Here is a 21,879-nt window from a genome sequence, read left to right on the forward strand (position 1 = left end):
CACCAGTGGCGGTGATGGGCTATTTCAGCACCAAAGTCCTTTGTTTTCACCGGTCTTGGTGGAGAACCCGTACCTCCGTGGCCGATTCGTCATCGAAGGCTCCTCGGCGTAACGAGACGACTGCGAAACCGGCTACGCCGAACAGCAGCAGCCCGGACGTGAGGAAGGTCCGGGCAGGGGAACCGAGGGCGTGGGTGAGGACGCCGCCGAGCAGGGCGCCGATCGGGATCGCACCCCAGACGACGGTGCGCCATACGCCGAGGACCCGGCCGAGCAGTTCGCCGGGGACGAGGGTGTGCCGCGCCGTCCCGAGCACGATGTTCACCGCGACGACGGCCGCCGCGAACAGGCCGAACAATGCCGCGCCCGCCACCGGCGAAGCCGTCAGCCCCATGCCGGTGAACGCCGCGCCGCAGCAGGCCGTGCCCCCGAGGAGCACCGCGCGCCGACCGGTCGCCTTGACCAGCCGCGGGGCGACGGCCGCGCCGAGCAGGCCGCCGATGCCGCCGACGAACGCGAAGAGCCCGAAGGCCGCTTCGCTGAGACGCAGGTACTCGATCGCGTACAGCACCAGCTGCGCCTGCGCGAGCTCGCTGACCAGGCTGATCAGCCCGGCGATGACGACCAGGCGCAGGACCAGCCGGTTGCCCTTCAACCAGCGGAAACCTTCCGCCAGCTCGGCGCGAAGGTCGGTGGCGCCGCCTTCCGCGGCCTTCGGGCGGTAGCTTCCGGCGAGGCCGATCAGCACGGCCGCCGCGATCGCGAAACCCACCGAGTTGAGCAAGAACGGGAACGTCGCGAAGAGCGCGAAGGTGGCGCTGCCGACCGGCCCGCCGAGGAAGGTCTGGCCGACGATCTCGCAGGCCTGGAGCTTGCTGTTCGCGCTGTCGAGGGATTCCTTGCCGACGACCGCCGGGATGAGCACGTTCGCGGCGCTGTCGGCGACCACCTCCGCGACGCCGATGAGCAGGGCGGCGGCATAGACCGCCCAGATCGTCACCCCGCCCGCCGCGACCAGGACGGCCGTCCCGCCGACGACCACCGCGCGGGCACTGTTCGCGAGGATCATCGCGCGCCGCCGGTCGATCCGGTCGAGGAGCGCGCCCGCCGGGAGCGCGAACAGCAGCCACGGCAGGAACTGGGTCGCGGAGAGGCCGGCGATGAGCAGCGGATCGCGGGTCAGGGTGACCGCGAGCAGCGGGAACGCGACCTTGCCGATCCCGTCGCCGAGGTTCGACGCCGCACTGGAGGCGAGCAGCCAGCGCAACCGGCGGTCACCCCTCCTGCGCGCCGTCGACTCGGCCATGCACCGCCTCCCCAGGCATTCGCCGGCGCCGGCCGACGACAACGTGTCGAAAAGTTTAGCGGGGCTGTCGCCCAAAGTGGCGGGGTTGTTACACCGAGTTAAGAATCCGAAGAACCCTTGGTGCCCGACGCACAAAAATCACCGACCATGCCACCTCCGGCGCGGAATCCGCCGCGGGGGAGCAAGGGACCTTTGCTATCGCCCGTCCACCGGCTCAGCCCCAGCCGAGTTCGTGCAGCCGCGCGTCGTCGATGCCGAAATGGTGGCCGACCTCGTGGACCACCGTGATCAGCACCTCCTCGACGACGTCCTCCTCGGTGTCGCACATCTGCAGCAGCGGGCGCCGGTAGATCGAGATCCGGTCCGGCAGCACCCCGCCGTATTCGTGGGTCCGCTCCGTCAGGGCGACCCCGTGGTAGAGCCCGAGGATCGTGGGCGACTCCTCGTTGAACTCCTCCACGAGTACCACGACGTTGTCCATGGCGTCCGCGAATTCGGGCGGGAGCTCGTCCAGTGCCTCCGAAACCAGCTCTTCGAAGCGTTGCTGGGTCATCTCGACGGGCACGGGCTCACCCTCCGGTCTTCGGGGCCGAAGAGGACGACGGCGGGCTCGTCTGGCCGCTCTCCGGCGGCGGGGCGTCGCCCTTGCCGACCTTCACGCTCCCGGTGACCGGTGCGAGCCCCTTGTCGTCCGGCAGGACCGCCGCGACCTTGCAGTTCACCAGCGTCGACCCGGCGTCCCAGCTCTCCTGCTCGCGGACGTCCCAGCTGAGGATGAGCTTCTTCGCCGCCAAATCCGCGTTGCCGGTGTAGTCCTGCGCGGCCGTCGAGCATTCGGTGTCGAGCCAGGTGTTCTGCTGCTCGTGCGACGGGTAGCCGTCCTTGAACTTCGTCTTGAGGTCGATCGTCGCGATCATCTCGTACGAATGCGGCTGGGCGCAGTCGATCGGGTCGCCGAAGCTGTTGTTGAGCAGCGCGAGGCACGTGCCCGGCTCCCACACCGCCGACTGGTTCTGCTCCTTCGCCGGCCCCTTGGTCGGCTGGAGCTTGCCGCCCTGACCCGCCCATTGCAGGCCGCAGCGCAACTGCCGGTCACCGTCCGCCCACTGCGCGGGCGTCGGCCGGAGCAGGTTCATGGTCAGCTTGCCGTAAGGATCCAGGTTGCGGCCGAGATACGGCTTGACGTCGATGGTGCAACGGGAGCGAGAGATCTCCTGCCACTGCTCCAGGTTCGGGCTGGGTACCCCCGGCGGGTACTGTGCGCCGATGTCGACGATGCTGGTGACCTCGAACAGGTGCGCCTCCCCGCACGGCACGCGCCGCGCGTCGGTGGCGTCCGGGTTGTTCCAGGTCAGGCAGGTGCCCGGGGGAGATTGGAACGCTTCGACCGCGGCGGGGGACAGCTTCGGAGGGCCGCCGCCCGCACCGCCCTCCGGGCCCACATTCCACGAGAACGCCACACTCAGCGAAAGCGCGATGATCGCGCCCGCGAACACACCGGCCATGACGAGCCGGGTGCGCAGGGTGCTCAGCGCGTTTCGCGGGTCACGGAACCGCTCGGCCTGTTGAGACATCCACTCCATGATGCCCGCGCCGCACGTAAGGTGCGCGTACCGGGTGGTTAGTGTTGGACACGGGTTCGTGGCGAGGGCGATTTACGGAGCTTCGATGACGCAGGATGACAACCAGGGGGCACAGCCGCCCCAGGAGCCGCCGAGGCGCGGCTCGATGCGCTTCCAGGACGACAGCACGCAGGCGCGCCAGCCTTCGCTGGCCGAGCAGCGGGCACGGCAGCAGGCACTGGCGGAGCAGGAACGCCAAGAGGTGCTTGAAGCCGAAGCCGCTCGCGCCGCCGAGAAGAAGTCTTCGACCAAGAAGAAGATCCTGATCGGCACCGGTGTGACGGTCGGTCTGGTGGGTCTGGTCGCGACGTTCTACACGGTCGCGAAGCCGGACGAGGTCACGGCGGTCTGTGCCGCCAAGGACACGGAGATCGTCCAGGACGACCGGAACTGCGACGAGAACTACGTCCGGTCGCAGGGCGGTTACGTCAGCGGTGGGTTCTTCTTCCTCCCCATCGGCGGTTTCGGTGGCCCGATGCAGAGCTACCGCTACAACTACGGCGGCACCGGCCAGATCGGGCAGCGCGTGTCCGGCGGTTCGTACACCGCGCCGCCGGGGGCCAACGTCAGCACCAAGTCGGGCAAGTCCGTCCAGCGCGGCGGGTTCGGCATCAGCGGCAAGAGTGGCAGCAGCGGCAAGAGCGGGGGCTCGTAGGTGTACCGGGATTCCAAGCCGCCCCGGCGGGACTGGCAGAACATCGTCGAAGAACAGGGCCTGGTCTTCGGCACCCCCGCCCGTGACGGCGCCGGCAAGTCCCGGCCGTACTGGGACGAGTCGGTCCACTACGTCTTCGACATGGACGAGATCCTGTCCGTCGAGGCGGACGTGGAGCTGCTGCACTCGATGTGCCTCGAAGCCGTCGACAACGTGGTGACCACCGAGCAGTACCACCGCTTCGGCATCCCCGAGTGGGTCTGGCCGCATATCGCGGAGTCGTGGAAGCGGCAGGATCCGCACGTCTACGGCCGTTTCGACCTGCGCTACGACGGCAAGAGCCCGGCGAAGCTGCTCGAGTACAACGCCGACACCCCGACCTCGCTGCTCGAGGCCGCGGTGCTGCAGTGGCACTGGAAGACCTCGGTCTTCCCCGAGGACGACCAGTGGAACTCGATCCACGAAAAGCTGGTCGAGCGCTGGGCCGAACTCGCCGACAAGCTGCCCTCGAACGAACTGCACTTCACCTGGTCGTCCGCCGATCCGTCCGGTGAGGACCACGTGACGACGGCGTACCTGCAGGAGACCGCGGCCGAAGCCGGCCTCGACACGGTCGGCCTGTCGATCGAGGAGATCGGCTGGGACCCGGTGCTCAAGCGGTTCGTCGACCTCGAAGAAGCGCAGATGGCGACCGTGGTGAAGCTCTACCCGTGGGAATGGGTGGTCGACGAGGAGTTCGGCCGCTTCGCCGTCGAGACCATGCCGCGCACGCTGTGGGTCGAGCCGCTGTGGAAGATGATCCTCTCCAACAAGACGCTGCTCGCGCTCCTGTGGGAGAACTACCCGGGGCACCCGAACCTGCTGCCCGCCTTCGCCGACGACCCCGGTCTGCTGACCGAGTACGTCCGCAAGCCGAAACTCGGCCGCGAGGGCGCGAACGTGCAGATCGTCGCCACCGGGTACGAGACGCAGACCGATGGCGTCTACGGCGCGGAAGGGTTCGTCTACCAGGCGTTCGACCCGCTTCCGGAGTTCCAGGGTTACCGGCCCGCGCTCGGCGCGTGGATCGTCGGGGACCAGGCCGCCGGCCTCGGCATCCGTGAGACGGCAGGACTCGTCACAGACGACGGTGCGGCGTTCGTCCCGCATCGCATCGTCGAGTCGTGATAGAAGCAACCGCACAAACCTGACATTCCTGACTTCTGGAGAACCCCTGTGACCACCACCCTTGCGCTGTCCGACACGTTCGGCTCCGACCTCGTGCGAGGGATCGGCGCGATCCTGCTGTACGGCGTCGTCGGTCTGCTGCTGATGTTCGCCGGGTTCTGGGCGATCGACTGGACCACGCCCGGCAAGCTGGCCCAGCTGGTCAGCCGCGGCCTGCCGAACGCGGTCATCGTCACCGCGTCGGGCCTGCTGTCGATGGCGTTCATCGTCGTCGTGGCGATCGCGAACTCCGCCAGCGACCTGACCGAGGGCCTCATCACGTCGCTGGTCTACGGCCTGCTCGGCATCGTCGTGCAGGTGCTGGCCGTCCGGCTGCTGGAGTGGGCGACCCGCATCGACGTCCGCTCGACCATCGAGAGCGAGAAGTTCGCACCGGTCAGCGTCGTGGTCGCGGCCGCGCACCTGGCCCTCGGCCTGGTCGTGGCCGTCGGCATCTCGTGACTTCTTGACCACTTGAAAGCGGCATAGGCGCACGATTCCCACTAACGTGGGAGTCGTGCGCCTTTTAAGGACACCGGACGACCGGTTCTCGGACCTGCCCGATTTCGACTTCGAACCGCGCTACGCGGAACTCGTCGACCTTCACGGCGGCGTGATCAGAGTGGGTTACGTGGAGGCCGGACCCGAGGACGGGCCACCCGTCCTCCTGCTGCACGGCGAGCCGACCTGGTCGTATCTCTATCGCAAGGTCATCCCGGTGCTCGCCGACGCCGGGCTGCGCGCCATCGCGCCCGACCTGGTCGGCTTCGGCCGGTCCGACAAACCCGGCGACATGGTCGACCACACCTACCAGCGGCACGTCGAATGGATGCGCGCGTTCGCCTTCGACGTGCTCGACCTGACCGACGTCACCCTGGTCGGCCAGGACTGGGGCGGCCTGATCGGCCTGCGCCTGGTCGCCGAGAACCCCGACCGGTTCGCCAGGGTCGTCGCGGCCAACACCGGCCTCCCCACCGGCGACACGGACATGCCGGAGCTCTGGCACAGGTTCCGCGACACCGTCGAGAACGCCCAGGTCCTCGACGTCGGGCGGTTCGTCCAGTCGGGTTGCCAGACCAAGCTCCCGGAAGACGTCCGCGCCGCCTACGACGCGCCCTTCCCGAACGAGATGTACAAGGCCGCGCCGCGGGCGATGCCGTCGCTGGTGCCGATCACCCCGGACGACCCGGCCTCGGCGGCCAACCGCGCCGCGGCGAAGGTGCTCGCCGAACTGAACAAGCCGTTCCTGGTGTCGTTCTCCGACGGCGACCCGATCACCGCGCCGTGGGGCCTCGAACTGCGGGGCTCGATGCGCGGCGCCCGGGAGCTCGAGCATCCGACGATCACCGGCGCCGGTCACTTCCTCCAGGAGGACGCCGGTGGACGGCTGGGCGAGGTCATCGCCCGCTTCGTGAACTCCTGACGAACGCCAGGAAAGGACCGTTCCTTGCAAATTTCGCAAGGAACGGTCCTTTCCTAGCATCGGGCGCGTGAGATGAAAGGCCCCTTCATTGCAAATTTGCAATGAAGGGGCCTTTCATCTCACTTGTCAGGAGATGGCGGCCAGCGCGTCGGTGATGATCCCGAGGCCCTCCGCCGCCTCTTCCGCGGTGAGCGTCATCGGCGGCGCGATCCGCAGCACGTTGCCGTGCAGCCCGCCCTTGCCGATCAGCAGTCCGCGCGCCTTGGTCTCCTCCATCATCCGCGCCGCGGCCCCCGGGTTCGGCTTCATGCCGCCCGGCTCGACCAGTTCGACGCCGATCATCAGCCCCTTGCCGCGCACGTCCCCGATCAGCGGGTTCCCCGCCGCGCGCAGGCCGCCGAGCAGTTCGTTGCCGCGGGCGAGCGCGTTGGCCTGGAGGTCGTGGTCGGCGATGTGGTCGAGGACCGCGGCCGCGCCCGCCATCGCGACCGGGTTGCCGCCGAAGGTCGAGATCGAGTTCGCGGTGAGGCAGTCGACGAGGTCGCCGCGTGCCACGAGACCGCCGATCGCGAGCCCGTTGCCGAGGCCCTTGGCGAAGGTCATCGCGTCGGGAACGACGTCGTGCGCCTGGATCCCCCAGTAGTGTTCCCCGGTCCGTCCCCAGCCGGTCTGGACCTCGTCGGAGATGAACAGGATCCCGTACTGGTCGAGAACCTCCTTCATCGCCTTGAACAGGCCGTCCGGCGGCGAGCTGAACCCGCCGACGCCCTGGATCGGCTCGGCGATCATGCAGGCGACGTCGCCTGAGGTGCCCGTCTCCAGGACGTCGACCAGGTCCGCGACGCACGCGTCGATGTACTCCGTGTCCGACAGCGCACGGAACGGGCTGCGGTACTGGTAGCCGCCGTGCACGTAGCTCACCTTCACCGGGCTGAGCGACGACGCCGACCAGCCGCGGTTGCCGGTGATGCCGACCGTCGCGAACGACCGGCCGTGGTACGAGTTCCGCATCGCCAGCACCTGATTGCTGCGCCGGTACTGGGTGGCGAGCATCAGCGCGGTGTCGTTGGCTTCGGTCCCGGAGTTGGTGAAGAACACCTTCGCGTCGGGGATGCCGGAGAGTTTCGCGATGCGCTCGGCCAGTTCGACCTGCGAGCGGATCAGGTACAGCGTCGACGTGTGCAGGATGCCGGTGTCGAGTTGCTTGCGCACGGCGTCGCTGATCGCCGAGACGTCGTAGCCCATCGAGTTCGTCAGGATGCCCGCGAAGAAGTCGAGGTAGGTGCGCCCGGACGAGTCGATGACCCGGCGGTCCTGCGCGTGCACGATCTCGATCGGCTCGTCGTAGTAGAGCGCCAGCCAGGACGGCAGTACCGCCTTGTGCCGCGCCAGCAGGTCCGCATCGGTCATCGGGTTTCTCCGTCCGCAGCAGGGAGATCTCAGTATGGGGACGGCCCGAAACGGGCGGCAACGATCAGACTGTCGGGTTATCCGCGCGGACCCGCACATTTTGTGCGGCTCGCACGGACTACTCTCAGCACTCGTGATTGACCCCAGGACTCTGCGCGATGACCCGGACGTCGTGCGCGCTTCGCAGCGCGCCCGTGGCGAGGACGAAGGAGTGGTCGACAAGCTGCTCTCCCTCGACTCCCGCCGCCGGTCGTCCATCGCCGCCGCCGACAAGCTGCGTGCCGAGCAGAAGTCGCTGGGCAAGCTCATCCCCAAGGCACAGGGCGACGAGCGGGCCGGGCTGCTCGCCAAGGCGAAGGATCTCGCCGCCCAGGTCAAGACGGCCGAGGTCGAGCAGACCGAGGCTTCGGAGGAGTTCGAGCAGCTGCACCGGCTGGTGCCGAACCTGGTCCACCCCGACGCGCCCGAAGGCGGCGAGGACGACTACGTCGTGCTCAAGCACGTCGGCGAGCCGAAGAAGTTCGACTTCAAGCCGAAGGACCACCTCGAACTCTGCGAGGGCCTCGGCGCGCTCGACATGGAGCGCGGCGCGAAGGTCTCGGGCTCGCGGTTCTACTTCCTCACCGGCATCGGCGCCCAGTTGCAGCTCGGTCTGCTGAACATGGCCGTCGCGCAGGCGACCGCGAACGGGTTCACCCCGATGATCACGCCGACCCTGGTGCGGCCGGAGATCATGGCGGGCACCGGTTTCCTCGGCGCGCACTCGTCGGAGGTCTACCGGCTGCGCGACGACGACCTGTACCTCGTCGGCACCTCCGAGGTCCCGCTCGCCGGCTACCACGCCGACGAGATCCTCGACCTGGCGAAGGGGCCGAAGCGCTACGCGGGCTGGTCTTCCTGCTACCGCCGCGAGGCCGGTTCGTACGGCAAGGACACCCGCGGCATCATCCGCGTCCACCAGTTCGACAAGGTCGAGATGTTCGTCTACACGCGTCCCGAGGACGCCGAAGCCGAGCACGCGCGCCTGCTGGACTGGGAAGAGCAGATGCTCGCCAAGATCGAGGTCCCGTACCGGGTGATCGACACCGCCACCGGCGACCTCGGCACGTCCGCGTACCGGAAGTTCGACTGCGAGGCGTGGGTGCCGTCGCAGGACACCTACCGCGAGCTGACCTCGACGTCGAACTGCACGACGTTCCAGGCCCGCCGACTCGGCATCCGCTACCGCGACGCCGACGGCCGCCCGCAGACCGTCGCCACGCTGAACGGCACGCTCGCCACCACCAGGTGGATCGTCGCGATCCTGGAGAACCACCAGCTCGAAGACGGCTCGGTCCGGGTGCCGGAGGCGCTTCGTCCCTTCCTCGGCGGAACCGAGGTGCTCACGCCGGCATCGAAGTAGGCATGAACCGCCGCAGCAAGCCGCTCACCGCGCTCCTCGCGGCGGTCCTGCTGCTCGGCGGATGTGCCGAGACGATCTCGGGTACGGCGTCGCCGGTGCCCGGCCACCGGCCGGTGCCCGCCAAGGCGGCGCCGTGCTCGTTGCTCAGCACGGAACACGCCGACGCGCTGGCCCTCAAGGTGCCCGGCGTCGAGACCAAGGGCAACAAGGCCCAGCTGCTCCCGCCGATGTGCCTGCTGTCCGAACGCGACGATTCGCCGCGCGGGGTGTCCCTTTCGATCACGCACAGCGTCGACATCCCGCTGAACGACTTCTACGCCGGCGCCCTGCCGGGGGAGAAGTTCGGCATCGGCGGTTTCACCTGGACGCGCTACGCGTCCCCGCTCGGCCCGACCGCGTGCTCCCTCAGCACCGAACTCGGGCCGGCGTCGTTCGTCGAGCTCGGCAGCGAGACCCAGACGGGCGCGCCCGAAGCGACGGCCTGCGATCTCGCGCTCGCCGCGGCCCCCGCGATCGCGTCGAGGCTGCCCGGTGGCGAGCCGGATCCGAAGATCGTCGCGCCGCCGGGGCAGAAGAAGCCCGAACCGTCCGGGCCGTTGCCGCAGGTCGATCCCTGTGCGCTGCTGAAGCCGGACGAGGCCGCGAAGCTGGCCATCGCCCCGGGAACCCCCATCGCCCCGGCCGAGCTCGCGAATCCCGAGGACAAGGGCTGCTCGTGGAAGGACTCCGACGGCGACAAGGGGCAGCGTCCGCTCACCGTGACGCTCTTCCTTGCGACGGCCGTCGCCGACGTCGCCGGTCTCGAAGGCACCCCCGAGGAGATCGACCTCGGTGGTCGCAAGTGGACGGTCCGGTTCGAAGCCACCGCGAGGTACTGCACGGCCGCGCTGCCGATCAGCGGGACGTCCACCGTGAAGGTCTCCAGCGGCCACTGGGACGACGAGACGAAAGCCTGTGACCTGCTGCGGGCCGCGCTGCCGACGGTGAGCGCGGCGTTGCCCGCCGGTTCGTGAACGGCGGCCGCGCACAAGTAGTGTGCGAGCCGATGAGGAGGGGACGCATGCGGTTTCGGAATTCGCTCGCGATCGGGCTGGTCGTGCTGGCGCTCGGCGGCTGCACGTCGACGATCGGCGGTACGGCCTCGCCGGTGCCCGGACAGGGACCGGTGAACACGAAGGCCGAGCCGTGCGAGCTGCTGACGCAGGAGCACGCGAACGCGCTGGGTGTCACGTACCCCGGTGAGGAGCGCGCCGCGAAACCCGAGCGGAACATGCCCGCGGTCTGCCGGTTCCGGAAACTGGAGGACGTGCGCAAGGCGTCGAACCTCGAGGTGTCGTTGAGCAAGGACCTGTCCTTGAACGACTACATGAGCGGCGCGCAGGCCGGGGAGAAGTTCGGGATCGGCGGTTTCACCTGGACGCGGTACGCCACCATCCTCGGCCCGACGTACTGCTCGCTGAGCACCGAAATCACCCCCGACTCCTTCGTGGAGATCGCCAGCGAGAGCCCCGACCACACCGAGGGCAACTCCTGCGACCTCGCCAAGGCGGCGGCCCCGGCAGTGGCGTCGAAGCTGCCGGGCGGGCAGCAGGACCCGCAGATCACCGCCCCGCCGGGACAGAAGCCCGCCGAGCCGGGTGGACCGCTCCTGACCACCGACCCGTGCGCCATGCTCAAGCCCGAACAGACCGCCCAGCTGCGGCTCGGACCCACGGGTGAGCCGATGAAGTCCAGCGCCGACCCGAACCAGTTCGGCTGCGAGTGGGCCGACACGGACGGCGACAAGGGCGAGAAGGCGCTCGACCTGTGGTTCTACACGACGAAGCCGATGGACGAGACTCCGACGCTGATCACGCAGGGCGAACCCCAGGACTTCGACTCCGGTGACCGCAAGTGGAAGCTCTACACCCAGTCGGGCAGCAAGCTGTGCGCCGCGGGGCTCGCGATCACCCCGACGTCGACAGTGGCGATCATCGCGGGCAACCTCGACGATCCCGCGAAGGCGTGCGACGTGATCAAGGCCGCCGTTCCGATGCTGAACGGGAACCTGCCGCCCTCGTCCTAGCGCGAGTTCGCCGCCTGATCACGCGAGTTCGGCCTTCGATCACGCGTGATCGCCGTCTAGTGAGAGGTAAGGCGGAGGTGGCGTGGGTGAGGCGGTGCCGGTGACTGGTCCCGCTGTCGGATCGCGATCCTCACTGTGTGGATTTCGGGACGTCAGATGTCCCGAAATCCACACAGTCCAGCGTGACAGGTCCTGTGTGAACACCTGTTCCGAAAGGGGTGTGTGGAAATAGGGACATTCAACGTCCCTATTTCCACACACCCCGAACTGACGCCACCTTTGCCTTACCCCTCAATGACCGTCCCTACCACTCGATCACTCAGGTGCCAGGTCACTTTGGCGAGATCGCGAGATCGCCTTCCGGTCACGCGAAAAGCTAGTCCGTCACCTCGTCGGCGATGTGCTTCGCGATCTCCAGCGCGCTGGTCGCCGCCGGTGAGGGCGCGTTGAGGACGTGCACCTGGTTCCGCGCGGTCTCGATCAGGAAGTCGTCGACGAGCGCGCCGTCCGGGCGCAGTGCCTGCGCGCGGACGCCGGAGCCGTGCCGCACGATGTCGTCCTCGGTGACGGCGGGGACGAGCCGCGCGAGGCTTTCGGCGAAGCGGCGGCGGGAGAACGACCGGCGGACCTCGTCGAGCCCGGTCGGGTACGCGTATTTGCGCGCGAGCCGCCAGACGCCGGGGAAGCGGGCGACTTCGGCGAGGTCCTTCGCGGAGAAGTCGCGCCAGGTGTAGCCCTCGCGGCGCAACGCGAGCACGGCGTTGGGGCCGGCGTGCACACTGCCGTCGAGCATGCGGGTCAGGTGCACGCCGAGGAACGGCAGCGACGCGTCCGGGACCGGATAGATCAGGCCGCGCACCAGATGGCGGCGTTCGGGTTTCAGTTCGTAGTACTCGCCGCGGAACGGCACGATCCGCGCGCTCGGGGTGAGCCCGGCGAGCCGTGCGACGCGGTCCGCGTGCAGGCCCGCGCAGTTGACGAGGCCGTCGGCGTGGATCACGTCGTCGCCGGTCGCCACCTCGACGCCGCCGGTGCGGCCGGGGCGGATCCCCAGCGCGGGCGTGCCGAGCCGCAGGTCGGCGTCGGATTCGTCGAGCAGCCGCACGAGTGCGGTGCAGACGGCGGGGAAGTCGATGATGCCGGTGGATTCCACGCGCAGCGCGGCGACGCAGGAGACCTCGGGTTCGTACTCGCGGGCTTCGCTCGGGCCGATCAGCTTGGCGGGGACACCGTTGGCCTCGGCCCGTTCGGCGAGCACCTTCAGCGCCGGAAGCTCCGCTTCGGAGGTGGCGACGACGAGTTTGCCGCATACCTCGACCGGCACCCCGTACTGCCGCGCGAAGTCCACAATGGACCGGTTGCCCGCGGTGGACATCCTGGCTTTGAAGGAACCCGGCTTGTAGTAGAGCCCCGCGTGCACGACGTTCGAGTTGTGCCCGGTCTGGTGGGCCGCCCAGTGGTCCTCCTTTTCGAGCACCGTGACGTCCAGACCGCGTTTGGTCAGCTCCCAGGCGGTGGCGAGACCGACGATCCCGCCTCCGATCACTACGACAGTACGCACGATCGACCAGGCTACCCGGAGCGCTACCTGACAATCGTTAGGTTAACTGGTAGCGTACCTGACCGATGTCAGGTAAGCGGTTGAGCAGGGACGAACGCCGGGAACGCATCCTGGCCGCGGCGGCGCGGGTGTTCGCCGCGTCCGGGTACGACCTGGCCGGGATGCGCGAGGTCGCGACGGCCGCGGGGATCAGCACGCCCGTGCTCTACGACCATTTCCCGTCCAAGGCGGCGCTGTACGCCGGACTCCTTGAGTCCGAAGTGGACAGTCTGCTGGCGGGCTGGGCGGAGTTGCCGCTCGCGGGCACCGCCGAGGAGTTGCTGCGCGGCCGGGTGGCGGCGATCTTCGCCTGGATGGAGACGAACGAACGCGGCTGGCGGATGATCTTCGCCGAGACGCCGTCCGACGAGGGCGTCGCCGAGGTGCACCGGCGCGGGCAGGCCAGGGCCACCGGACGGCTGACCGAGGTGTTCGCCCGCGTGCCCGGCCTCGCGCTGACCGCGGACCTGCCGCGCGACCGCGCGAACGAAGCGCTCGCCGAAGCGGCGAAAAGTGCGCTGAACGCCATCGCCACCTGGTGGTGGAGCAACCGCGACATCCCGCGGGAGCAAGTCGTCGCGCTCACGACGGATCTGTTGTGGCGCGGACTGGGGAACCTGATCCAGGAGGACGTATGAGCACCGACACCACCGAGCGATACCGCCGGGCACTCGAGACCCGCGACGTCGAACTCGGGCTGAGCGCCTTCGCGCCGGACGCCGTGGTGCGTTCGCCGCTGACCGACCGGGTCCGGTTCACCGGGCACGCGGAGCTCAGGCCACTGCTGGAAGTCGCCTACTCGCATCTGCGCGACGTCCGGTTCCACACCGACACCGGCGACGGTGAGACGCGGGTCGTCGTCTACACCGCGCGCATCGGCGGCGAGGACGTCGAAGAGGCGGCGGTGCTGAAACTCGACGACGCCGGGCTCATCGCCGAAGTGACACTGTTCGTGCGGCCGCTGCCGGGGCTCGTCGCGCTGATGGACGCCTTCGGCCCGGACATCGCGCCGCAATGGCCGCACCTTCGCGGCCCGGCTACTGGCAGTGGCCGCGAAACCCCTGCTGGCCATGGTGCGGTCCGGCGACAAGCGGGCGGTTCCGTTGGCCGGGCCTCGCTGACGAGTGTCATGAACGACTCTTTCCTGACGAAAAACGTCAGGAAAGAGTCGTTCATGACATTTCACACCGCCGCGGGAACCGGCGTAGCAGCCGAAGCCTCTTCAGGGTCTTCGAGGACCTTCGGCACCCCACGCAGGCTGAACAACGCGCTCACCGCCAGCAACGCCATCAGCCCCGCCGAGCACAGCATCGTCACCTGCAACCCGTCGACGAACGCCAGTTTGGCGGTGGCCAGGACCAGCGCGCCTTGCTCGGGCGGCAGCTGTGCCGCGACCTGGACGGCACCGCCGAGGGTGTCCGAGATCGCCGCCGAAGCCTCCGGCGGCACGCCCGCCGGGACGACGAGTTCGTTCCGGTACAGCGCGCCGAGCACACTGCCGAGGACGGCGATCCCCAGCGCGCCGCCGAGTTCGGTCGACGTCTCGGAAATCGCCGACGCCGCGCCCGCCCTGGCCTTCGGCACGACGCCGAGCACCGTGTCCGTCGCGACGGTGAGGATCAGCGCCAGCCCCACGCCGAAGACGATCATCGCGGCGAGCAGGTCCGTGTAGACGATCGTCACGCCGATGCTCGAGTACAACGCGAAGCCGACCGCCGACAGGGCACAGCCGAGCGCGATCGTGGCGGCGCGGCCGAAGGCCTTGATCGCCAGTGGCGCGAGCACCCCGCCGACGATCGCGCCGCCCATCCCCGGCAGCCCGGCGAGCCCGGCCTTCAGCGGTGACCAGCCCGCCACCAGCTGCAGGTACTGCGCGAACATCAGCGAGACCGCGAGCTGCGCGAACATCGCCAGGATCGTGGTGCCGACGGTCGCCGAGAACGCCCGCTGCGCGAACAGCCGCAGGTCCATCAGCGGTTCGGCCAGCCGCGGCTGCCGCAGGACGAACGCCAGCAGGCAGCCGAGGCCGAGCACGGCGGCGACCGCGACGTCCCAGTGTCCCCAGCCCTTGTACGCGACTTCCTTGATCGTGTAGACGATCCCGACCATGCCGACGAGGGAGAGCAGCACGCTGGGCACGTCGATCCGATGGGACCCCGGATTCTTCGATTCCGGCAGGATCAGCGCGCCGGCGATCACCATGACCACCACCACCGGCACGTTGACCAGGAACACCGAACCCCACCAGAAATGTTCGAGCAGCACCCCGCCGACGAGCGGTCCCATGCCGAAACCGAGGATCGTCAGCCCGCTCGAAACGCCGATGACGGCCGCGCGTTCCTTGCCGGTGAACACGTTCCGCACGATCGACAGCGTCGACGGCATCAGTGTCGCGGCGGCGATCCCGAGCAGCGCGCGGGCGGCGATCAGCAGTTCCGTCGTCGGCGCGTACGCCGTGATCACCGAAGCGACACCGAACAGCGACGCCCCGATGAGCAGCAGCTTCTTCCGGCCGACGCGGTCGCCGATGTTGCCCATCGTGATCAGCAGCCCGGCGAGCGCGAAACCGTACGCGTCCGCGATCCACAGCAGTTCCGTGGTCGACGGGTGCATCTGCTCCGAAAGCGACGGCAGCACCAGGTGCAGCACGGTCAGGTCGATCGCGATCAGCAGCTGCGCCAGCACGCAGACCACGACGGTGCCGATCTTGCGGCCCTTCCCGATGGTCGCCGCGTTGTTCACCTCGACACGCCGAAGGTGAGTTCCGGCGAGTGCCGCGCGGTGCCGTTGTCGCCGTCGCCCAGATAGAACCGGGTGCTCAGGGTGCGGGCCGCCGGGTCGAGGACGCTGCGCCACAACGTCCGCCACGGCGCGCCGGGCTCGACCGGGAAGGACACCGCGTCGAGCGCGTCGCGCGGCCCGCCGTCCGCTTCCTTGGTGATGGTGCGAAGCCGCTCGTAGGTGCGCATGGTGTCCGGTGTGTCCTCGGGCAGCGCGTCGACGTCCGGATGACGGTGCAACAGGTGGTTCGTGACGCACAGCGGCCCGTCGGCGACCTCGACGAAGTACTCGATGTCGTGCTGTCCGCGCTCGTGGACGAAGCCGCGGCCGGAAGCGTCGGCGACGATGTAATGGCAGGGCGCGCCGTGCGTGTACTGCTTGGCGAGCATCAGCGCTTCCTTGGCCTCGTCGACGGTTTCGCAGGTGTCCAGCAGATACCGGCACACCTGCAAGACCGACAGGCCCGCCTGCGGACCGGGATCGTCTGCCAGCGGCGCGGCCGTTTCGACTTCGGCCATCAGCAGCGCGACGACGAGCCCGGCCTCGTTGACCCCCTCCGTCGCACCGTCCATTGTGGACATCGAAAGGGACGTGGAGGCGATGCCGTCGTCGGGGATCGTCGTCAGCACGTAGGGCCGGGACGCCATCGGCACCGTCCCGTCGTCGACGGGTTCCTCACCCGCCATCACCGCGCCCAGCTGGGTCCAGCTCATGGTGAAGAAGTCGTAGTTCCGGCCGAGCGTGCTCCCCGTCCACAGCGCCGAACAGCCCGACCCGGCCGGCAGGGCGCTCGCGTTGTCGAAGGAGACCGACGCGTCGGCCGGGAGCCCGTAGGCCTCGGCGAACCCGGCCGTCCGTTCGGCGTACTGCGGCCAGTTCCGCGCGAACCAGGTGCGCCGCGCCCTGGCCACGATCGGATCGATCGGCGGTGGCGACCAGTCCGAGCGCGCCTTCGCTTCGGCGCCGAGCGCCTGGCCGATTTCGGCCTGGGTGCCGCGCAACGTCAGATGCCGCACGGCGAGGAAGTCTTCGGGAGATCCCGCTGAGTAAGTCATGGACGGAGGGTCTCCGCGACCGCTGACCGTCCACGCACCGAACGCTGTCAGCGCATGTCATCGGAATGTCATGTGCCCCGCGCGAAAGTGGTCCCACCAGGCAACGACAAGCGAGGGAAGCCATGCTCAGCAACAAGGTGTACATCATCGCCGGGGGCGTCATCAGCGTCCTGTTCGTCGCGCTCGCGATGGTCGAGTTCTCCACCGGTTACCCGGACGACGGCCTGCAGGACCTCCTCTACGCCGCGGTGAGCGCCGGCGCCGGCACGCTGCTGTACGTCCTCGACCGCCGTCAGCGTGAGCGTCGCGCGGCCGCCGAAACGCAGCGTGACGCCCGATGAGGAACATCGACGGCGGCTTCCTCGCCGCACCCGACCAGGCCTCCCTCCAACGCCGCGAGCAGGACGTGCGCAAGGGCAAGCTTGCGCTGATGCTGGCCGTCGTCGGCGGGTTCGTCGCGCTGATCGCCGGTTACAACGTCCTCGTGGACTTCTCGCCGGTTTCGCTGGTGGTGACGATGTTCGCGCTCGCCGCCGCGATCGGCGGCGGGCTGCTCACCAAACACCTGATGCGCGCCGTGCGGTTCCGCGTGCACAAACCGAACGCGGGCCTGGTCGGCGCCGCGAAGCTGTCCGGGATGGTCGTGGTCGTCCTCGGCTTCATCGCACTGGTCGGCTCGCTGGAGGGGCCCGGGGTGCTGCGGATCATCGCGATCGCCGTCGGCTGCGCGGCCATCGGCTACGTGAAGTCGCTGCACGACAAGCAGTGGGTGCTCTTCGAACTGGACGCGGTGGGTGTCCGGATCGAGCGGACCGTCGTGCCGTGGCGTGACGTCACCCGGCTCACCATCGACCCGGTCGGCCCCGGGATGACCCGGCTCGGCGCGGTCCCGGTCAACGCGGCGCCGCTGTACGTCGCCGTCCAGGACACCGAACTCGACCAGCGTCTCCTCGCCGAAGCAGTCGGCCGCTTCGCGCCGCAGGGCACGCAGCTGACCCGTGCCTAAGCCAGCTGAGCGGCGCTCCGCAGACCCAGCCCTCGGCGGTAGGCCCGGTCGAAGTCGTCGCCGAGCCGCTCCCGAGCGGTCGTCCTGAGCAGGGCGGCGTCCAGATCGACCGCGAACGGGGTGCCCCGGACGGTCACCGCGGCGCCGATCAGGACCGCCGCCCGCTCGGCGTCGTCCCGCAGCAGCGCGACCCCGGCGAGCCCCTCGACGGCACAGGCCATGGTGGTGCTGTCGTGCCAGCGGTCCGCCGACACCAGCGCCAGCCGGTGCAGTTCCTCGGCCCCGTCCAGGTCGCCCTCGGCGGCCAGGACCCAGCCGAGGGAGATCTTCGCGCCGGCGCGCACCCCTTCGGCCGCGAACGAACCACCGGGACACTCCGCGAGCGCGCGTTCGCTCAGCGCCCGGGCCGCCGGCAGATCACCCTCGTGCCGGGCGAGGAACGCCAGCCCGATGTACCCGGCCGCCCGGCTTTCGGGCATCCCGGCGCGGCGCGCGATCTCGATGGCGAGCTCGAAATCCGCCCGCGCGCCCGCCGCGTCGCCGTGGAGCAGCTTGCTGCCGCCGCGACGGCACAGCAGGTCCGCGTTGTCGTCGGACGCGCCGAGTTCGCGCATCAGCCGCAGGGCCTCGTTCATCGTTTCGAGGGCTTCGGCCTGCCGGTTCGTCCAGATCAGGATCTGTGACAGATGGTCGAGGGCCATCGAGAGGCCCCAGCGTTCCCCGATCGAGCGGAATTCCTGCGCCCCCTGGCGCAGGAATTCTTCCGCCGTCTCGAGTTCGCCCTGCATCAGCGCGCGGAGGCCGTAACCGGTCGGCGCGAGGGCGAGACTCCACGCGTCGCTGTTCGCCAGCAGCAACTGGCTGCGTTTGATCAGCGCGTGGTCGTCACCGGGCGGGCCGGTCACGACGCCGAGCAACAGCAGCAGCGCCGGGTTCCGGGGAGCCTTGGCGAGGGACAGCATGAGGTCGTCCACCAACGGCAGGTGCCGGTCGAGCGCCTCGTGACCCCGCAGTCCCGCGGCGGCGGTGAGCACGCAGAGCTGGTACTCCTCTTCGAGACCGTCCGGCACCCGCTGTCCGAGCCGTTTGACCACTTCCAGGCTCAGCGTCGAGCCTTCGAACCGGCGGCCGCGCATCCACCAGTACATCACCAGCGAAGCCGAGAGCCGGAGCGCGATCCTCAAGTCGGACTCGACGGCCCAGCGCAACGCGGCGAGGAGATCCTCGTAGGCGGCGTCGAGCCGGTCGAGCCAGAACAGCTGGTCGCCGGTGCGCACGAGCGGATCCGCCTGCTCGGCGAGGGCGAGGAAGTGCTCGGCGTGCGCGCGCCGCAGCTGCTCGGTTTCGCCGGCTTCGGCGAGTTTCCCGGCGAAGAAGGCTCGGATGGTTTCGAGCATCCGATACCGGTCCCCGGTGCGTTCCACCAACGATCTGTCCACAAGGGACGGAAGCAGCTCCGCGGTGTCCGGCACGGCACAGACCGCTTCGGCACCGGCGAGGGTCGTGCCGCCCGCGAAGACGGTCAGCCGCCTGGCGAGCAGGCGTTCGTCCTCCTCCAGGAGATCCCAGCTCCATTCGACGACGGCGCGCAGGGTGCGATGACGGCTCTCGGCGACCCGGCTGCCCCGCGAGAGCAAGCCGAACCGGTCGTCCAGCCGGGAGGCGATCTCGCCGACGGTCAGGGTCCGCACGCGCGCGGCGGCGAGTTCGATGGCCAGCGGCAGTCCGTCGAGCGCGGCACAGACCCGCTGGACGTCGCCCGCGGTGGTGTCGTCGACGGCGAAGCCCGGATCGCCCGCCCGCGCGCGGTCGGCGAACAGCCGGACGGCGGCGAACTCCAGCGATCGGCCGGGAGGAGTGCCCGGCGGCGGCACGGCGAGCCGCGGCACGGGGGAGACGACCTCGCCGGTGATGCCCAGCGGTTCGCGGCTGGTGGCGAGCACCCGCAGCGCGGGGGCCGCGCCGAGCAGCCGGGCGGCCAGTTTCGCGGCGGCCTCGATCAGATGCTCGCAGTTGTCGAGCACCAGCAGGACCGCCCGGTCGGTCAGCGCGTCGATCAGCCGCTCCAGCGGCGCGTTCTCCACCGGGGCGGTGACCGTCCCGAGCGGGACCGTTCGCAGGCCGAGCGCGGTCAGCACGGCGTGCGCGACGTCGGCGTCTTCGGTGTACGGCGCGAGTTCGACGAAGACCGCCGGCAGGTCCATCGCGGCCGCGGTCTCGACGGCCAGCCGGGTCTTGCCCGCCCCGCCGGGACCGGTCAGCGTCACCAGCCGCGAGCGGTCCAGCTGGCCGAGCACGTGCCGGAGATCGCCTTCGCGGCCGATGAAGCTGGTCAGCTGGGCGGGCAGCGGCGCGGTCGTGGTCCTGACGGGCGGCGTCTCCCCGCGCAGCACGGCCAGATGCGCGGCGGCGAGATCCGGCCCGGGATCGGCGCCGAGTTCGTCGGCGAGGACACGGCGGGCGTCCTCGAACGCGGTGAGCGCGTCGGCCTGCCGTCCCGCGGCGTGCAGCGCGCGGATCAGCAGCGCACGCGGCCGCTCCCGCAGCGGTTGAGCGTCGATGACTTCACGAAGATCGGCGAGGACGTCTTCGTGCCTTCCCAGCTTGAGCTCGGCCTCGACGCGGTCCTCGATCGCCGACGTCTTCAGCTCGTTCAGCCTGGTGACCTGCGGATCGCGGAACGGCGCGTCGGTGATGTCCGCGAACGCCGGGCCGCGCCAGAGACGGAGAGCGTCGTGAAGCAGTTCGGCCGCCTTCGTGGCGTCTCCAGCCGCGAGAGTGCGTCGCCCCTCGGCGGCGAGGCGCTCGAACCGATGCACGTCGACGTCGTCGGGGTTCACGGCCAACCGGTACCCCGCCGGACTGAACTCGACGGGCGCGAGTTCCTTCAGCGCGCCGCGCAGCCGCGAAACCTGAGATTGCAGCGCGTTCACCACACCTTCGGGTGGCCGCTCGCCGTAGAGGCCGTCGACGAGCCGCTCCGCCGGGACCACCCGGCCCGCCTCCAGCGCGAGCAACGCGAACAACGTCCGGACCCTGGGCCCGCCGACCGGCACGGCGGTGCCGTCCTCGCGGCGCACCTCCGTCGCCCCCAGAACGCCGAATCGCATAGGACAAAGACTAGGGCGTCGTTGACCTGGGCGGATCCAGCCCGCCCGAACTACGCCGATCGGCGTCTATACACTTCGCCGGGTCCCCACGCAATGGGAGAGGTATGTCTGAGCACGAACCCGTGGTCCTCGGTCAGCCGACCGTCGGCGACGAAGAACTCGCCGCCGTGGCGGAGGTCTTCCGGTCCGGCTGGCTGGCCGGTGCAGGCCCCGCTTGCCGCCGCTTCGAAGAACGCTTCGCGAAGACCGTCGGCACCGCGCACGCCCTGACCACCAGCAACTGTGGCTCGGCACTTTTCCTCGGGCTGCGTGTGCTCGGCGTGAAGCCGGGCGACGAGGTCATCGTCGGCGACTACACCTTCCCCGCCACCGGCCACGCCGTACTCCAGGCGGGCGCGACGCCGGTTTTCGCCGACATTCGCCCGGACGTGTGGAGCGCCGACCCGGCGTCGATCGAAGCGCTGATCACCCCGCGCACGGTCGGCATCCTCGCCGTCGACGTCGCCGGTCAGCCCGGAGACTTCGACGAATACCGCGCGATCGCCGACAAGCACGGCCTGTGGCTCTTCGAGGACGCCGCCTGCGCCGCGGGCGCGACCTACAAGACCCGTCCGGCGGGCAGCCTCGCCGACCTTGCCGCGTTCTCCTTCCACGGCCGCAAGGGCATCACCGCGGGCGAGGGCGGCGCGCTGGTCTCGGACCGTGAAGACCTCATCGCGCACGCGCGCAAGCTGCACACCTACGGCATCGAGCCCGCCATCACCCGCGAGGGTTCCGGCGCCCTGCCGATCCCGGAGTTCCACGAGCTGGGCTACAACTTCCGGCTCTCGGACGTGCAGGCCGCGATCATGAACGTCCAGCTGGACCGCCTCCCGGACCTGCTCTCGGCCCGCCGTTCGGTGGCCAAGCGCTACCACGAGGCGTTCGAGAACCTGCCCGGTCTCGACGTGCCGGTGGAACTGCCGGACCGCGAGCACCCGTGGCAGGCCTACATCCTCACCGTGGCCCCGGAGATCGACCGCGACGCGCTCGCGCTGCGGATCCGCGAACAGGGCGTGCAGTGCAACTTCGGCACCTACGCCTCGCACCTCCAGCCCATCTACGGCAAGCAGCAGACCTTGCCGGTATCGGCGGACCTCTTCGGCCGTCATCTCGCCATCCCGATGCACGCCAACCTCACCGATGCCCAGGTCGACAGGGTCGTCGGAACCGTCAGCGCCGCACTGCCGAGCTAGGAG

General features: G+C 69.5%; 20 protein-coding genes and 1 pseudogene. 12 read left to right on the forward strand and 9 right to left on the reverse strand.

All coding sequences use genetic code 11. The features are described from left to right. Positions 1-46: 46 nt before the first annotated feature. The 3 genes from ACIHAO_RS03380 to ACIHAO_RS03390 all read right to left on the reverse strand — a co-directional run bounded on the left by ACIHAO_RS03380 (position 47) and on the right by ACIHAO_RS03390 (position 2,880). Positions 47-1,306, reverse strand: coding sequence for an MFS transporter (locus tag ACIHAO_RS03380; RefSeq protein ID WP_396554530.1), 1,260 nt, complete (start codon positions 1,304-1,306; stop codon positions 47-49). Positions 1,307-1,520: 214 nt separating this feature from the next. Beyond that, complete coding sequence (locus ACIHAO_RS03385; RefSeq protein ID WP_007030570.1) at positions 1,521-1,871, reverse strand: metallopeptidase family protein; 351 nt, start codon at positions 1,869-1,871, stop codon at positions 1,521-1,523. A 4-nt stretch (positions 1,872-1,875) separates the two neighbouring features. Further along, on the reverse strand, positions 1,876-2,880 hold the full coding sequence (locus ACIHAO_RS03390) for a septum formation family protein (protein WP_396554531.1): 1,005 nt from the start codon (positions 2,878-2,880) through the stop codon (positions 1,876-1,878). A gap of 94 nt (positions 2,881-2,974) precedes the next feature. Between ACIHAO_RS03390 and ACIHAO_RS03395 the strand changes: the two genes are divergently transcribed. From ACIHAO_RS03395 to ACIHAO_RS03410, 4 genes are read left to right on the forward strand one after another with little or no spacing between them, the layout of a single operon-like run. Further along, entirely contained in the window at positions 2,975-3,583 is a 609-nt protein-coding gene (locus ACIHAO_RS03395; protein WP_396554532.1) for a hypothetical protein, read from the forward strand. Further along, complete coding sequence (locus tag ACIHAO_RS03400; RefSeq protein WP_125790531.1) at positions 3,584-4,750, forward strand: glutathionylspermidine synthase family protein; 1,167 nt, start codon at positions 3,584-3,586, stop codon at positions 4,748-4,750. Between the two features lie 48 nt (positions 4,751-4,798). Then, positions 4,799-5,251 carry a DUF350 domain-containing protein gene (locus tag ACIHAO_RS03405; RefSeq protein WP_101611747.1) on the forward strand — a complete coding sequence of 151 codons (453 nt, stop codon included), beginning with the start codon at positions 4,799-4,801 and terminating at the stop codon, positions 5,249-5,251. A gap of 55 nt (positions 5,252-5,306) precedes the next feature. Next, a complete protein-coding gene (locus tag ACIHAO_RS03410) occupies positions 5,307-6,212 on the forward strand; it encodes a haloalkane dehalogenase (protein WP_396554533.1) in 906 nt (301 codons plus the stop codon). A gap of 126 nt (positions 6,213-6,338) precedes the next feature. Here the strand turns inward: ACIHAO_RS03410 and ACIHAO_RS03415 are convergent, their stop codons facing one another. Then, on the reverse strand, positions 6,339-7,622 hold the full coding sequence (locus ACIHAO_RS03415; RefSeq protein WP_125790528.1) for an aspartate aminotransferase family protein: 1,284 nt from the start codon (positions 7,620-7,622) through the stop codon (positions 6,339-6,341). Positions 7,623-7,755: 133 nt separating this feature from the next. Between ACIHAO_RS03415 and serS the strand changes: the two genes are divergently transcribed. From serS to ACIHAO_RS03430, 3 genes are read left to right on the forward strand one after another with little or no spacing between them, the layout of a single operon-like run. Continuing rightward, positions 7,756-9,024, forward strand: coding sequence for a serine--tRNA ligase (gene serS, locus ACIHAO_RS03420; protein ID WP_396554534.1), 1,269 nt, complete (start codon positions 7,756-7,758; stop codon positions 9,022-9,024). A gap of 2 nt (positions 9,025-9,026) precedes the next feature. Continuing rightward, positions 9,027-10,037 (forward strand): DUF3558 family protein, encoded by a 1,011-nt coding sequence (locus tag ACIHAO_RS03425; protein WP_396554535.1) that lies wholly within the window; start codon positions 9,027-9,029, stop codon positions 10,035-10,037. Between the two features lie 47 nt (positions 10,038-10,084). After that, entirely contained in the window at positions 10,085-11,089 is a 1,005-nt protein-coding gene (locus tag ACIHAO_RS03430; RefSeq protein ID WP_396554536.1) for a DUF3558 family protein, read from the forward strand. Between the two features lie 376 nt (positions 11,090-11,465). Here ACIHAO_RS03430 and lhgO read toward each other — a convergent pair whose 3' ends face one another. Further along, positions 11,466-12,650 (reverse strand): L-2-hydroxyglutarate oxidase, encoded by a 1,185-nt coding sequence (gene lhgO, locus ACIHAO_RS03435; RefSeq protein WP_396554537.1) that lies wholly within the window; start codon positions 12,648-12,650, stop codon positions 11,466-11,468. A gap of 80 nt (positions 12,651-12,730) precedes the next feature. Between lhgO and ACIHAO_RS03440 the strand changes: the two genes are divergently transcribed. Continuing rightward, positions 12,731-13,327 carry a TetR/AcrR family transcriptional regulator gene (locus ACIHAO_RS03440; protein WP_396554538.1) on the forward strand — a complete coding sequence of 199 codons (597 nt, stop codon included), beginning with the start codon at positions 12,731-12,733 and terminating at the stop codon, positions 13,325-13,327. Further along, positions 13,324-13,569 (forward strand): annotated as a pseudogene (locus tag ACIHAO_RS03445) (nuclear transport factor 2 family protein); the annotation flags it as partial. The gene ACIHAO_RS03440 and the pseudogene ACIHAO_RS03445, both read left to right, overlap by 4 nt. Here ACIHAO_RS03445 and ACIHAO_RS03450 read toward each other — a convergent pair. The 3 genes from ACIHAO_RS03450 to ACIHAO_RS03460 form a co-directional block, all read right to left on the reverse strand. After that, positions 13,551-13,694 (reverse strand): hypothetical protein, encoded by a 144-nt coding sequence (locus tag ACIHAO_RS03450; protein WP_396554809.1) that lies wholly within the window; start codon positions 13,692-13,694, stop codon positions 13,551-13,553. The pseudogene ACIHAO_RS03445 and the gene ACIHAO_RS03450 sit on opposite strands and share 19 nt — an antisense overlap. A gap of 177 nt (positions 13,695-13,871) precedes the next feature. Further along, a complete protein-coding gene (locus ACIHAO_RS03455) occupies positions 13,872-15,431 on the reverse strand; it encodes an MFS transporter (RefSeq protein ID WP_396554539.1) in 1,560 nt (519 codons plus the stop codon). Continuing rightward, on the reverse strand, positions 15,428-16,525 hold the full coding sequence (locus ACIHAO_RS03460) for a C45 family autoproteolytic acyltransferase/hydolase (protein WP_396554540.1): 1,098 nt from the start codon (positions 16,523-16,525) through the stop codon (positions 15,428-15,430). The genes ACIHAO_RS03455 and ACIHAO_RS03460 overlap by 4 nt, the downstream gene beginning before the upstream one ends. A 122-nt stretch (positions 16,526-16,647) precedes the next feature. Between ACIHAO_RS03460 and ACIHAO_RS03465 the strand changes: the two genes are divergently transcribed. Then, complete coding sequence (locus ACIHAO_RS03465; RefSeq protein ID WP_396554541.1) at positions 16,648-16,866, forward strand: hypothetical protein; 219 nt, start codon at positions 16,648-16,650, stop codon at positions 16,864-16,866. Further along, positions 16,863-17,531: a hypothetical protein gene (locus ACIHAO_RS03470; RefSeq protein ID WP_396554542.1), complete on the forward strand. Its 669-nt coding sequence runs from the start codon at positions 16,863-16,865 to the stop codon at positions 17,529-17,531. The genes ACIHAO_RS03465 and ACIHAO_RS03470 overlap by 4 nt, the downstream gene beginning before the upstream one ends. On the opposite strand, the gene ACIHAO_RS03475 is transcribed toward ACIHAO_RS03470, so the two are convergent. Further along, complete coding sequence (locus ACIHAO_RS03475) at positions 17,528-20,641, reverse strand: BTAD domain-containing putative transcriptional regulator (protein WP_396554543.1); 3,114 nt, start codon at positions 20,639-20,641, stop codon at positions 17,528-17,530. The two genes, ACIHAO_RS03470 and ACIHAO_RS03475, sit on opposite strands and share 4 nt — an antisense overlap. 104 nt (positions 20,642-20,745) lie before the next feature. Between ACIHAO_RS03475 and ACIHAO_RS03480 the strand changes: the two genes are divergently transcribed. Beyond that, on the forward strand, positions 20,746-21,876 hold the full coding sequence (locus tag ACIHAO_RS03480) for a DegT/DnrJ/EryC1/StrS family aminotransferase (protein WP_396554544.1): 1,131 nt from the start codon (positions 20,746-20,748) through the stop codon (positions 21,874-21,876). Positions 21,877-21,879: the final 3 nt, after the last annotated feature.

The organism is Amycolatopsis sp. NPDC052450, from assembly GCF_044547565.1.
Taxonomy (GTDB): Bacteria; Actinomycetota; Actinomycetes; order Mycobacteriales; family Pseudonocardiaceae; genus Amycolatopsis.

Bases quoted from the DNA above. Each gene is read 5' to 3' on its own strand.
- ACIHAO_RS03380 (WP_396554530.1), bottom strand. From the start codon at position 1,306: ATGGCCGAGTCGACGGCGCGCAGGAGGGGTGACCGCCGGTTGCGCTGG.
- ACIHAO_RS03390 (WP_396554531.1), bottom strand. From the start codon at position 2,880: ATGTCTCAACAGGCCGAGCGGTTCCGTGACCCGCGAAACGCGCTGAGC.
- ACIHAO_RS03395 (WP_396554532.1), top strand. From the start codon at position 2,975: ATGACGCAGGATGACAACCAGGGGGCACAGCCGCCCCAGGAGCCGCCG.
- ACIHAO_RS03415 (WP_125790528.1), bottom strand. From the start codon at position 7,622: ATGACCGATGCGGACCTGCTGGCGCGGCACAAGGCGGTACTGCCGTCC.
- ACIHAO_RS03425 (WP_396554535.1), top strand. From the start codon at position 9,027: ATGAACCGCCGCAGCAAGCCGCTCACCGCGCTCCTCGCGGCGGTCCTG.
- ACIHAO_RS03430 (WP_396554536.1), top strand. From the start codon at position 10,085: ATGCGGTTTCGGAATTCGCTCGCGATCGGGCTGGTCGTGCTGGCGCTC.
- ACIHAO_RS03450 (WP_396554809.1), bottom strand. From the start codon at position 13,694: ATGTCCGGGCCGAAGGCGTCCATCAGCGCGACGAGCCCCGGCAGCGGC.
- ACIHAO_RS03460 (WP_396554540.1), bottom strand. From the start codon at position 16,525: ATGACTTACTCAGCGGGATCTCCCGAAGACTTCCTCGCCGTGCGGCAT.
- ACIHAO_RS03465 (WP_396554541.1), top strand. From the start codon at position 16,648: ATGCTCAGCAACAAGGTGTACATCATCGCCGGGGGCGTCATCAGCGTC.
- ACIHAO_RS03470 (WP_396554542.1), top strand. From the start codon at position 16,863: ATGAGGAACATCGACGGCGGCTTCCTCGCCGCACCCGACCAGGCCTCC.
- ACIHAO_RS03475 (WP_396554543.1), bottom strand. From the start codon at position 20,641: ATGCGATTCGGCGTTCTGGGGGCGACGGAGGTGCGCCGCGAGGACGGC.
- ACIHAO_RS03480 (WP_396554544.1), top strand. From the start codon at position 20,746: ATGTCTGAGCACGAACCCGTGGTCCTCGGTCAGCCGACCGTCGGCGAC.